Origin of the sequence: Kitasatospora sp. NPDC057936, assembly GCF_042887525.1 — a bacterium.
Lineage (GTDB): Bacteria > Actinomycetota > Actinomycetes > Streptomycetales > Streptomycetaceae > Kitasatospora.
The window spans coordinates 1-12,140 of sequence record NZ_JBHVPD010000067.1; the positions used below are offsets into that span (position 1 = coordinate 1).

A 12,140-nucleotide genomic window follows, 5' to 3' on the forward strand; every position below is an offset into this window, starting at 1 on the left:
TGCGTCTGTTGTGTATATGAGACTGGCGGTGGTCTGTTCGGAGCCCGCGGGGGGGGGGCTAAACGGAACGGGGCCCGACAGCGGATCGCTGTCGGGCCCGGTTCCGTCATCCGGCCGGCTGCCGGGGATCAGACCATCCGCTGGTCGTACTTCGCCATGTGCTCCTGCAGCTCCTCAAGGCTGGGGTTGCGGCCGTTGGCCGTGAGGCGCTCCAGGCCGCGGAAGTAGTCCTCCCGGCTGAAGATCGGGTAGAACATGATCAGCAGGGTGGCGTCCTCCTTGCCCCGGTTGGTGAAGCCGTGCGGCGCACCCTTGGGGACGTAGGCGAAGGCACCGGGCTCGCCGACGACCTTCTCGTCGCCGATGGTGAACTCGATCTCACCCTTGACGACGTAGAACATCTCGGTGGACTGGTCGTGGATGTGCGGCGCGGCGCCGTTGGCCTCCGGGGCCATGTGGTGCTCGAAGAAGCCGAACTCCCCGTTGGACTGCTCGGTGGTCAGCTTGAAGTAGGTCTTCTTGCGGCCGTCGCGGATGCTCGCGAACTCGCCGCCACCGGCCGGAACATACAGGGGGATGGACATGTCTCTCCTCAGTGTGTTTCACAAGGGCCGGCCCGTCGGAAGGGCCGGGTCTTTCGGTGGTCGGTTGCTTCGGTGGTCAGGTGCCGCGGCGGTCAGGTGCCGCGGTGGTCGCGGTGCCGCGGTGGTCGGTGGCCGCGGTGGGTCGGTCGGGTGCCGCGGTGGTCGGTCGCCGCGGGGCTAGCCGGCCTCGGCCAGGGCGGCCTCTTCTTCCTTCGGGGCCCGGGCGTCCGCCTGAGCCTGCGCCCACCGGCCGATCGCCGGCGCGGCGAGGCCGCAGGCGGCGAACAGGGCGGCGAGCACGACCCACCCGACGGCCCCGGTCGTGACGACCAGGCTGACCAGGACCGGTGCGGCGATCTGCTGAACGGCCAGGCCGAGCCAGAAGACCGAGAGGTAGACGCCCTCCTGGCCGGGCACCGCCAGCAGGTAGGAGGCGCCCCAGCCGCCGGCGGACTGCCACAGCTCGCCGCCGGTCAGGGCGACCATGGCCAGGAGCAGCACGCCGATCGCCAGGATGGCCGGGAGCTCGGGCGCCGCGGTCAGCAGCAGGCAGCAGATGGCGAGTGAGAACCCGGCACGGACCAGGGCCTTGGCCGCGCCGCCGATGGTGTCGGTCCCGCGGCTGGCCCGCACCTGGAGGGCGACCGCGAGGACGGTGTTGACCGCCACCAGCGGGGAGATCAGCGCGGACGACACGCCGGTGTGGCCGGTGATCCACATCGGGATGCCGATGCTCAGCAGGGTCATGTGCATCGTCAGCACCGCGTTGATCCCGGTGAACGACAGGAACGACCCGTCCCGCAGCACGCTCATCGAGAACCGCCGCCGCAGGCTCGACGCCGGCGCGTTCAGCACCGGGAGCCGGGAGGCCAGCAGGGCGAGCACCGCGAGCGTCGTGGCGTTCAGCAGCAGGATCCCAGTATACCCCGCCCGGGTATCGATCAACAGTCCGATCCCACCCGCGAGGGCGCCGACGGTGAAGCCGACGTTGCGGATCGACCGCAGGATCGCGATCATCTTGATCCGCTCGTCGCTCGACACCACCTGCCCCACCAGGGCCTGCTCCATCGGCGCGGCGGCCTTGTCCACCAGCCCCAGGACGCAGACCACGGCCAGGAATTCCCAGAGGTTCTGCACGAACGGGTACACCACGAAGCAGGCGCTGCGCCACAGGCTGACCCCGACCAGCACCTTCTTGGGGCCGATCCGGTCGGCGAGGATGCCGATCGGGATCGCCGTGCCGAGGGCGATGGTCGCGGACAGGGTCAGGCCGAGGCCGAGGTCGCCCTCGGACAGGCCCACCGACCTGGTGATGAAGGGCACCGACACGGACAGGAAGGCGCCCGTGCCGACCGCGTTGATCGTCGCCATGACGGCGAGGCGCCAGCCGACCGAGCCGCCCGGCATGGACCCGCGCAGACCGCGGATGCGCTGCCACAGAACAGACATGTCGTTCCTCAGTCGGTTGCGATGCGAATGGCGGCGTCCGCGTCCAGCACGCGCCGGAGCGTGCCGTCCGCGTCCGGCCCGGTCACGATGACGTGCCCGGCGCGGTCCCAGGACGACGCCCACGGGCGGACCTCCTGGCCGACCACGACGTCCACCTCGGCGTCGTGCACGCCGGGCAGCGCCCTGGCCGTCTCCAGACCCGAGATCTCCGTGACGGTGCCCGGCTCGGCCGCCAGGAACCTGATCGCCGACGTCCGCCGGGACGTGTCGGGCAGGCTGACCGGCCGGCCGGCGAGCAGGTCGATCAGGGTCAGCCGGATCTTCGTGTCGTAGGCCAGGTCGACCAGGTCGATCAGGTAGTCGCCCGGGCAGCGGCCCGCGCACTCGACCAGCGTCGGGCCGTCCTCGGTGAGGATCCACTCGGCGTGCAGGATCCCGGTCCGGAATCCGGTGGACGCGACGAGCTGACGGATCGCCGTGGCGAACGCGGCCTGCGTGTCGTCGTCGAGCGGGGCGGGCAGCAGGTGGCCGAGCTCGACCGGGTGCGGCCCCTCGATCACCGACTTGGCGGTGACGTTCTCGAAGATGACCTCGCCGTCGCGCACCAGCGCCTCGACGCTGAACTCCGGCCCCTCCAGGCGCTCTTCGGCGAGGAAGCGCCAGCGCAGCTCGCGGTCGGGCACCTGCTCGTACTCCGAGGCGGACGAGGTCCGCTCCCAGGCCACCGCCGCACTGGCGGCGTCCACCGAGTCCAGCAGCTGCACGCCGACGCTCGCCTGCCGGTTCGCCGGCTTGACGACCACCGGGCCGTCCCCGGCGAAGTCGAGGATGTCCTCGGGCCCGAACACCTCCCGCCAGCGCGGGTTGCGCACGCCGCCGGCGCCGGACACCTCGCGCAGCCGGGCCTTGTCGCGCAGCGCCTGCGCGGCCTCCTCGGTGGCGCCGGGCAGCCCGAGCTTCTCGGCCAGGGCGGCCGTCGCCGGGACGGCGTACTCCAGGCCGGGCACGACGGCGGCGACCGGACGCTCGGCGGCCAGCTCGACCGCCAGGTCCAGGGCCTCGGTCGACTGCTGGTAGCCGGCCGCGACGATGCGGTCCAGGCAGTCGAAGCGCGAGGCCGCGTCCTGCAGCTCCCGCTTGCGGATGATGTCGGGTTCCTCGATCACCACGACGGACCCGCTCGGGACCTTCCCGTCGATGGCGCGCAGGTACGCCGCGTTGTAGCCGACGAACACCACCTGTGCGTTCGGGTCGGGGGCGGTCATGCCAACCTCCTGGTTGCTGGAGCGGTTGCTGGAGCGGTCGCTGGGTGGGTTGCCGGGATGGTCGGCGGCTCGGCTGCCGGGGCGGAGCACCGACCGGGCACTGCGCGGCGATCCGCGCCGGGGCCGCGGCTCACGCGGGGGCCCCGACCGCGCCGGTGTGGCCGGCCGCGCGCGACGGCACGCCGTCCACGACGACCTCGACGGTGGCGAGCACCTCGGCGAGCCGGGCCCGCGCCTCCTCGGGGGAGGCGCCGGACACCACCACGTGCCCGTGCCGGCTCTTGGAGTCGCGGACCTCGGGGGCGGTGTCCCCGGGCCGCAGGCGGATGTTCAGCTCGTCGACGAAACCGAGCCGCTTCGCCTCCTCCACGCCGCGGACCTCGTCGACCCGGCCGGACGGGAAGGTGAAGAAGTGGACCAGGGCCGTCGCTGTCGGGGCGGGCACCTCGGTCGGCGTGCCCGCCATGCTCGCGAAGACCGCCCGCTCGACGTCCAGGCCGGTGGCCAGCTGGACGAGCCGCGGGATGCGGTCGCCGCCCAGGCGGGCCTGCGACTCGACGATGCGCGGGCCGCGCGCGGTCAGGATCACCTCGGTGTGCGCCGGGCCGAACCGGTAGCCGCAGGCCGTGAGGAAGTCCGTGGTCAGCCGCTCGATCGCCGCGCGGTCGCCGTCGGACAGCGGCGCCGGGTGGACGTGCCCGGCCTCCACGAACAGCGGCGGCGGGCCGAGCAGCTTCTCGGTGATGCCGACCACCTGGTGGCGGCCGTCCTCGCTCAGCGTCTCGACGCTGAACTCGGGGCCGCGCAGGTACTCCTCGACCAGGAACGGGCCGTCGTAGCCGTACTCGTCGACCAGCGCGGTCCACGCCGCCAGGTCCTCCGGGCCCTGCCACAGGAACACGCCGCGGCTGCCGGCGAGCGCGGAGGGCTTGACCACCACCGGGTGGCCGATCCGCTCGACCGCGCCCGGCACCTCCCGGCGGGTCGGCGCGGCCTCGAAGGCCACGGGGGAGAGGCCGCGCCCGGCCAGCAGGTCGCGCATCGCGTGCTTGTCGGCCAGGTAGCGCACCGCCGACGCCGGGTTGAGCTCCGCCCCCAGCTCCTCGGCCACCTCGTACGCGGTGACCATCGTCTCCTCGCGGCCGATGTGGTACACCACTGAGGCGCCCTGCTCCTTCGCCACCTCGCGGATGGAGCGGCCGAGTTGCTCGTGGTCCTCGAAGTCGGCGAGGACGAAGAAGTCCGCGAGCCCGCGCACGTCGTCCAGGTACTCGGGGGACTCCAGGCGGGCGTCCCAGATCGCACCGACCCAGTAGCCCTCGGCCTGCGCCTTCTGGACGAACTGGCGGTACGGCATCACCATCAGCAGGCGCGGCCTGGCGTCGGTCCCGCTGCTCAACGGGCACCGTCCCCGGCAGCGGTGGCGGCGGGCGCGGCGGGCGTCGACGCGGCCTCGCGGTTGAGCAGGCTCAGGTAGCGCTCGCCTGTGTCGGGCAGCAGGGTGACGATCCGCTTGCCCCGGAACTCCGGACGGCTCGCGACGACGCTGCTCGCGTGCACGACCGCACCGGCCGAGACACCGACCATGAGACCGGCCCGCAGGGCGAGTTCACGGGTGGTGCGCAGCGCGTCCGCGTCCGCGACCGGGATCACCTCGTCGATGAGCTCGCGGTCCGTCGTCGGCGCGATGAACCCGCCGTTGAAGCCGGGGATGCAGTGCGTGCCCGGCTCGCCGCCCGACAGCAGCGGCGAACCCGCCGGCTCCACCGCCACGATCCGCACCGCGGGGTTCTTCTCCCGCAGGTACTTGCCGGTCCCGCTCAGCGTGCCGCCGGTGCCTACGCCGCACACGAACACGTCGACCCGGCCCTCGGTGTCGGCCCAGATCTCCGGACCGGTCGACTCGTAGTGCGCCCGGACGTTGTCCGCGTTGTCGTGCTGGCAGCAGAACCACGAGCCCGGCGTCTGCTCGTGCAGCTCCTGGGCCTTGTCCACCGCCGCCTGGTAGCCGCCGGTGTGCGGGGTGCGCACCACCTCGGCGCCCAGCGACCGCAGCATCGTCACCCGCTCCTGCGTGGCGTTGTCCGGCAGCACGATGACGCAGCGGTAGCCGCGGGCCGCCGCCAGCGCCGCCAGCGAGATGCCGGTGTTGCCCGACGTCGCCTCGATCACGGTGCCGTCGCCCGGGGTCAGCTCCCCGCGCTCCTCGGCGGCCTTGAGCATCGACAGCGCGGCGCGGTCCTTGCTGCTGGACCACGGGTTGAACAGCTCCAGCTTCGCGAGCACCGCCGCCCCGGCCGGGGCGCCGTCCACGATCCGGTCCAGCGGCAGCTCCAGCAGCGGCGTGCCGCCGATCAGGTCCACCAGCGACCGCGCGACCGGGCGCGCCGCGACCGGCTCGGTGCGGATGATGATCTCGCGGGCGGCGGCCTCGGCGGTGCGCGCCGCGAGCTGCGCGCTCTCGGCGATCACCAGGACGTGACCGGCGCGGTCGCCGTTGCGGCGCACCTCGTGCAGGACGTCGCCGGGCTTCGGCTTGACGACGACCTCCTCCACGCCGGGCTGCGCGGCGGCACGGTCCTGGCCGCCGACGGACACGACCCGGCCGGCCGGGGCGGTCAGGTAGCGGATCGCGGCGCCGCCGACCGGCTTCGCCGGCACGACCTCGGCCGGCAGCGGCTCGCCCAGGTACTGGCGCGACACCAGCTCCAGCGAACGGATGCCGAGGGCGCGGTCGACCAGGTAGGTGATCTTCCCGCCGGCGGGCCGCGGGTTGATCTCCACGAGCTTCGGCCCGGACGGGGTCACCTTGATCTCGACGTGCGCCATGCCGAGGTCGAAGCCGACCGCGCGCAGGGACTCCACCGCGAGGTCGCCGATCGCGGCGACCGTCGCCTCCGGCAGGCTCGACGGGAAGCTGTGGCCCAGCTCGACGAAGTAGCCCTGGCCGGTCACGGACTTGTCGGTCACGCCGAGCACCACGAAGCGGTCGCCCTCGGCCAGCACCTCGACGCTGACCTCGGGGCCGGTGATGAACTCCTCGACCATCAGCTCGTGGTAGCGGCTCTGACCGCGGGTGTTCTCGACCCGCGACCGGATCAGCGCCACGTGCTCGGCCGCCTGCTCCGCCGTCTCCACCAGCCTCACGTCGGCGCTGCTGGTCTCGTCGGCCGGCTTCACCACGCACGGCAGGCCGATCTCGGCGGCGGCCGCGGCGGCCTCCTCCGGGGTCCGCACGGTGCGGAACGCGGGCATCGCCACACCGAGTTCGGCACAGCGGCGGCGCATCAGCGCCTTGTTGCGGGCCGTCGCGACGCCGTCCACGCTCACCGTCGGCAGCCCGAGCAGGATCGCCACCTCGGCGGCCACGACCACGTCGTACTCGGCCAGCGTCAGGAACGCGTTGAACGGGTACTGCGCCGAGGCCGCGCGCACGTGGGGCATCAGCTCGTCGAGGACGTTCGTCTCGCAGTGCACGATCTCGTCGACGTACTTGTCGAAGTAGGCCGGGCCGCCCGGCACTTCGAGGTACCGGTCCAGGTCGCGGGTGAAGAAGGTCACGCGGCAGTCGAGTTCCTTGAGGATCTGCAGACCCTCGAAGCCGGAACCGGAGAGGTTGCTCTCCAGGACACCTACATGGATCACGTATGCCTCCGTTGGCATGCCGACCTGCGGTCCGGGGACCGGCGGTCGGGCTGACTTGCGGTCGGGCTGACTTGCGATGAATGGGGGGAGGGGAGGGGGAGGGCCGGGCGGCCGATGGGGAGCGGGCCGGGCGCTCGGGCGGGCTACCAGTACCCGGACGTCGCCAGGGTGCGCAGCAGCTGGGAGGTCTCCTCGGTGGGCGGCCGCTGCGAGACCTTCGCCGCCGGGGCCATCACCCGCGCACCGGCCGGCACGTCGGCCAGCACGAGGGCGCCGGCACCGATCAGCGCGTCGTCCCCGACCGTGACCGGGCCGAGCACGATCGCGTTCGTGCCGATCACCACCCGGTCGCCGACCACCGGGTGGCGGCGGGCACCGGGCTTGCGCCAGGAGTCCCGCCAGAACCCGACCGCGCCGAGCGTCACCTGGTGGAAGATCGTCACGTCGTCGCCGATCACGGCGGTCTCACCGATCACGACCGCCGCACCGTGGTCGATGAACACCCGCCGGCCCAGCCGGGCCCCCGGGTGGATCTCGATGCCGCCGGTCACGGCGCGTGCCACGTACGCCAGCACGCGCGCCGTCTGCCGGTGCCCCCCGGTGTGGAGGACGTGCGCCGCCCGGTGGGCCCACAGCGCCGGCAGGGCCGGGTGCAGGAGCGCTTCCTTCCGGGTGCGGATCGAAGGGTCCCGCTCGACGATCACGGCGAGGTCCTCCTTCGCCCTGGCGATCGTCCTACGCATGCCGTCCTCCGTCTGTCATGGCCTGCTCCCCGCTGCTCCGTCGGATGTGGTGGCCCGGCCCGGTGTCCGGTGTGACGCCCGGTGTGGTGGACGGGCTCGGTGTCCGAGGTGGTGTCCGGTGTGGTGGCCGGGCCCGGTGTCCGGTGTGACCGGTGTGGTGTCCGGGCCCGGCGTCCGGTGTGGTCGACGGGCTCAGTAGTTCGGGACCTTGACCAGCGTTCCGGTGCCCTCGACGATCTCCGGCAGGTAGACCCGCTCGTTCCAGGCCTCCTGCTCGACCGGCTCCAGGGCGATCGACACGGCGCCCTCGTCGACCGAGAACGCGGTCTTCACGGCGCTGGTGATCGCCTCGACCAGGTCGGAGATCTGCTGCGGGTCGAGATCGTTCGGGAAGTGCTTGATGTTGACGTGGGGCACGCCGGTGACCTTCCTCATGAGCCGTGCGGACTTGATCGCGGAGGTGAGTTCGTCGATTCCGCCGGAGCGGATCAGGCCGTAGTGGTCGGCCTTCAGCTGGGTGATCGTGGGGGCCTGCGCGGTCAGCGCGTAGCCCGAGTCGATGAACGAGGGCTGGTCCGCGTCCGCCCGGAACACCGTGACCGGCGCCGAGACGGTGCGCTCGGCCAGCTCCTCGGGGGCGTACTCGAACAGGAAGGTCCGCCACACCACGTCGGTGATCCGGCGCACCAGGTCGCGCTCCAGGTGCTCGAAGCGGCCGCAGACGAAGTCGACGAAGCTCGCCCCGTCGCGCGTCGCCGCGATGCACTCCTCCACCGCCGACTGCTCCAGGTTCCCGGAGAAGACGGAGTAGAGGATCGCGACGAACGTCGGGTCGGTGAAGCTGGCCGCCGCGTCGGCGGGCGCCTCCAGGTGCGCCTCCACCGGGGGCTTGCCAGGCGCCAGGAGGATCACCTCGTCGACCTGCTCGCCGGCGCGCTCCAGCTGGTAGGCCACCTCGAAGGCGACCCGGGCACCGAAGGAGTAGCCCCACAGCGTGTACGGGCCCTGCGGCTGGACCTCGCGGATCAGCTCGATGTCCCGGGCGACCATCTCGTCGAACGTCGGGTAGGCGGTCTCGCCGGCGTTGATGCCGTGGGCCTGCACGCCGAGGAACGGCGACGTCAGGCCGAGCCGGCTCGCCAGCAGGCGCAGGCTCATCGGGTAGCCGCCGAGCCCGGGCCAGCAGAACACCGGCCGGCGGCCCTCCTCCCCGGCACGCAGCCGCACCAGGCGCGACGACGCCGTCGACGGCTCGCGGTCCACCCGCCGGGCCAGCTCGGCGATGGTCGGCGCCTCGAACAGCACCTGCAGCGGCAGCCCCGCGCCGAGCTCCTTGTTGATCCGGCTGATCAGGTTGACCGCGGTCAGCGAGTGCCCGCCGGAGCCGAAGAAGTCGTCGCGGATCGAGACCCGCTCCTGCTTCAGCACCGTCCGCCACAGCGCCGCGATCGCCTCCTCGGTGGGCGTGCGCGGCAGCACCACCGGCGCATCGGTGTCGTCCACCGCCGCCTTGTCCAGCTCGCGCAGCGCCTGGTGATCGACCTTGCCGTTCGGGGTGAGCGGGAAGGCGTTCAGCACGGTGACCCGGTTCGGCACCATGTACGGCGGCATCGCGTCGGCGAGGTTGTCCTTGACGATCTCGGCCGGCCCGCGCATGTGGACCGAGTCCTCCTTCATGCCCTCGCCGAGCCGCTGCTCCTCGCTGATGCGGCCGCCGACGGCGAAGTAGGAGGCGGTCTCCGCGTCGAGCCCGACGATCTCCGCGATGCGGCGGGCGGCCGACAGCGGGTTGCCGGTCTCCGAGCTGTAGCCGGAGGACATGAGGCCGAGGCCGACGTCGTTCATCTGCAGGCGCTGCAGCTCGCGGCCGAGGTCGGTGTAGCGCTGCCAGGGCTCGTCCGCGCGGCCGAGGATGCTGACCCCGAAGGCGGCGCGCTGGTACACCTCCTGGTTGATCGCGATGACGTGCTGCTTGCGCACCAGCTCGTCGGACACCTTGACCAGCTCGCCGTCCGCGTAGCGGTACTGGCCCGCGGGCAGGTCGGCGATCCGGCCGGGGTGGGCCTGCACGTAGAGCTCGACCGGGTCGGCGACGGCCGGGGCCGCGGCGCTCTCCACCTCGTAGGTGGCCAGGTAGTAGTCCTCGCCGGGGCAGCCCAGGAGGTCCTTGACGGCGGGCTCGCCGGCCCGGGCGGTGATCCGCAGGCCGTAGCCGGGCAGCACGTGGTCGAACAGGCCGACCATGTGACCGGCCTCGAACTGCAGGACCTCCTGGACGTTGTTGAGGTAGACCGCCTCGATGGCCGACCGGCTCCCGACGAAGTGGGCCTTCAGCCGCGGCTGCCCGGCGGGGGCCGGGGCGATGAGCACGAGGCTGTGGTCGACCGGGTGGAAGTAGTAGTAGCCCGGTTCGAGGCCCGCGACGCCCGACAGCTCCAGGTAGAGCTGGGTGGCGTACAGCGAACCCGGCGAGGCGTAGCCGTACTTGGGCAGCAGCCGCTCGGCGCTGGTGAACCGGCCGAAGTTGCGCAGCAGCGCGCCGAGTTCGGCCGGCGTGAGGGTGTCCGGCGTGCGGGGCGCGGACGCCGCCGCGCCGACCGGGCGGGCGAGCAGGTCCAGGACGTCGTCCCTGGTGACCTCGCCGCCCTCGTAGAAGCGGTACGTCTTGCGGGCGAACGCGGTGCGTCGCTGCTCGGGCGTCTCCTGGCGACCCTCCAGCGCCACGGCCGGCAGGCCGGGCTCCTCGCGCACGCCGAGGCCGGCGAGCTGCGCCTTGAGCTGCACCTTGCTCTTCTTCGACTGGTGGTGGGCGCCGTGGTTGCCCTGGTCCATCAGCGAGGCCTGGTTGGGATCGAGTTCGATGAACGCGATGAGGTTGGCGCCGGTGCGCTGATCGTTGCGGACCAGGACGGCGGCCCGCTTCACCCAGTCGTGGGACTCGATGGACACCTTGATCTCGTCCAGCTCGACCCGGAAGCCGCGCAGCTTGACCTGGCTGTCGGTGCGGCCGAGGAACTGCACGGTGCCGTCGTCGTTCCAGCGGGTGAGGTCGCCGGTGCGGTACAGGCGGTCGTGGGCGGGGTCGTCGGAGAACGGGTTCGGGAGGAACCGTTCGGCCGTCAGGTCGTCGCGGTTCAGGTAGCCGCGGGCCACCTGGACGCCGGAGATGTACAGCTCGCCCGACTCGCCGGGCGCCACCGGCTTCCGGTCGTGGTCGAGGATGTGGAAGTCGAGGCCCCGCACCGGGTGGCCGATCGAGATGTGGTCCGGACCCTGGCGCACCGCGTCCCGGTCGACCTTGAGCGCCGAGGAGTTGATGGTGCACTCGCTCGGTCCGTACAGGTTGATCAGGTCGCAGTCCGGCAGCGCGTCGAAGACCTCGACCGCGAGGCTCTTGGTGAGTGCCTCGCCGCCGCTGAAGATCTGCGTCAGGGACGTGCAGCCCGGCAACCGGCCACTGTCCACCAGGGCCTGAATGAGCGTCGGGACGCCCTGAATGGTCGTCACCTCGTGGGCGGTGATCAGGTCGAGCAGGCCGTTGGGGTCCGCGTAGACCCCGCGCTCGCTCATCACCACGCTCGCGCCGCAGGCGGGCGCGAGGATCTCCCACTGGGCCGCGTCGAAGCTCAGCGGCGTCTTCTGCAGCACCGTCCGGGTCCGGCCGAGGCCCTGCTCGTCGGCCATCCAGCGCATCTGGGCGACGATGCTGTGCTGCTCGACGCCGATGCCCTTCGGGTTGCCCGTGCTCCCGGAGGTGTAGATGACGTACGCGAGGTCGTCGCCCCGGGTGGGGCGGCGGGCTTCTGCGGCGGGGATGGCCGTGTCCGTGCCGGTCTCGTCCGTGCCGGTCTTGTCCGCGCCGGTCTTGTCCGGGCTGCCGAAAGCGCCGGCGGCCGCCTCGGCGAGGGTGATGATCCTCGTTTCCGGCGGTGCCATCGCGGCCAGTCTGGATGTCAGCGCCGCGTCGGCCAGGATGACCTTCGTGCGCGAGTCCACCACCATGTACCGAACGCGTTCGTCCGGATACTCGGGTGACAACGGCAGATATGCGGCGCCGGCGTGCAGCACGCCCCACACACTGGCCATCAGATCGACCGACGGTTCCATGTAGATGCCGACCGGCTCGTCCGGCCGTACGCCGAGTTGCCGCAGGTGGTCGGCGATGTGCTCGCTACGGTCGCTGAGCTGCTGGAAGGTCAGTCGATCGGTGCCGCAGGAAACGGCGGTCCGGTCGGGCTGGACGAGCGCGGCCGCGCGCAGCATGTTCGAAAGAGTCAATTCCTCGGACCCCGTGAATATCGCCATCATTCCTCGAATTCGTCATTCTTCGAGCACATAGCCGACAAGGGTGCATGCCAAATAAGGCCGACGTCATAAAATGCGGGCGCGGCCGACCGCCTGTTGTCGCGACGCACGGACCCGGCGAAGAGGGCATGCGAAAGCGCGCCAACAGG

At 72.0% G+C, this 12,140-nt stretch carries 7 protein-coding genes and 1 pseudogene; all 8 read right to left on the reverse strand.

The features are described 5' to 3' along the window. Positions 1 to 128: 128 nt before the first annotated feature. Positions 129 to 584, reverse strand: a complete 456-nt coding sequence (locus ACFVU9_RS29515; RefSeq protein ID WP_380439999.1) for a cupin domain-containing protein — start codon at positions 582 to 584, stop codon at positions 129 to 131. Between the two features lie 177 nt (positions 585 to 761). Continuing rightward, entirely contained in the window at positions 762 to 2,033 is a 1,272-nt protein-coding gene (locus tag ACFVU9_RS29520; RefSeq protein ID WP_380440001.1) for an MFS transporter, read from the reverse strand. 8 nt (positions 2,034 to 2,041) lie between these two features. Then, positions 2,042 to 3,298 (reverse strand): ATP-grasp domain-containing protein, encoded by a 1,257-nt coding sequence (locus ACFVU9_RS29525; RefSeq protein ID WP_387598525.1) that lies wholly within the window; start codon positions 3,296 to 3,298, stop codon positions 2,042 to 2,044. 130 nt (positions 3,299 to 3,428) lie between these two features. Continuing rightward, on the reverse strand, positions 3,429 to 4,697 hold the full coding sequence (locus ACFVU9_RS29530) for an ATP-grasp domain-containing protein (RefSeq protein WP_387598528.1): 1,269 nt from the start codon (positions 4,695 to 4,697) through the stop codon (positions 3,429 to 3,431). After that, positions 4,694 to 5,662 (reverse strand): PLP-dependent cysteine synthase family protein, encoded by a 969-nt coding sequence (locus ACFVU9_RS29535; protein ID WP_387598613.1) that lies wholly within the window; start codon positions 5,660 to 5,662, stop codon positions 4,694 to 4,696. The genes ACFVU9_RS29530 and ACFVU9_RS29535 overlap by 4 nt, the downstream gene beginning before the upstream one ends. 45 nt (positions 5,663 to 5,707) lie before the next feature. Next, positions 5,708 to 6,961 (reverse strand): annotated as a pseudogene (locus ACFVU9_RS29540) (ATP-grasp domain-containing protein); the annotation flags it as partial. Between the two features lie 125 nt (positions 6,962 to 7,086). Continuing rightward, on the reverse strand, positions 7,087 to 7,686 hold the full coding sequence (gene epsC / locus ACFVU9_RS29545; protein WP_380440007.1) for a serine O-acetyltransferase EpsC: 600 nt from the start codon (positions 7,684 to 7,686) through the stop codon (positions 7,087 to 7,089). Positions 7,687 to 7,878: 192 nt separating this feature from the next. Continuing rightward, complete coding sequence (locus tag ACFVU9_RS29550; protein ID WP_387598531.1) at positions 7,879 to 11,949, reverse strand: amino acid adenylation domain-containing protein; 4,071 nt, start codon at positions 11,947 to 11,949, stop codon at positions 7,879 to 7,881. Positions 11,950 to 12,140: the final 191 nt, after the last annotated feature.

Excerpts from the sequence above, each read along its gene's own strand:
- ACFVU9_RS29515 (WP_380439999.1), bottom strand. The coding sequence starts at position 584 with ATGTCCATCCCCCTGTATGTTCCGGCCGGTGGCGGCGAGTTCGCGAGC.
- ACFVU9_RS29520 (WP_380440001.1), bottom strand. The coding sequence starts at position 2,033 with ATGTCTGTTCTGTGGCAGCGCATCCGCGGTCTGCGCGGGTCCATGCCG.
- ACFVU9_RS29525 (WP_387598525.1), bottom strand. The coding sequence starts at position 3,298 with ATGACCGCCCCCGACCCGAACGCACAGGTGGTGTTCGTCGGCTACAAC.
- epsC (WP_380440007.1), bottom strand. The coding sequence starts at position 7,686 with ATGCGTAGGACGATCGCCAGGGCGAAGGAGGACCTCGCCGTGATCGTC.
- ACFVU9_RS29550 (WP_387598531.1), bottom strand. The coding sequence starts at position 11,949 with ATGCTGCGCGCGGCCGCGCTCGTCCAGCCCGACCGGACCGCCGTTTCC.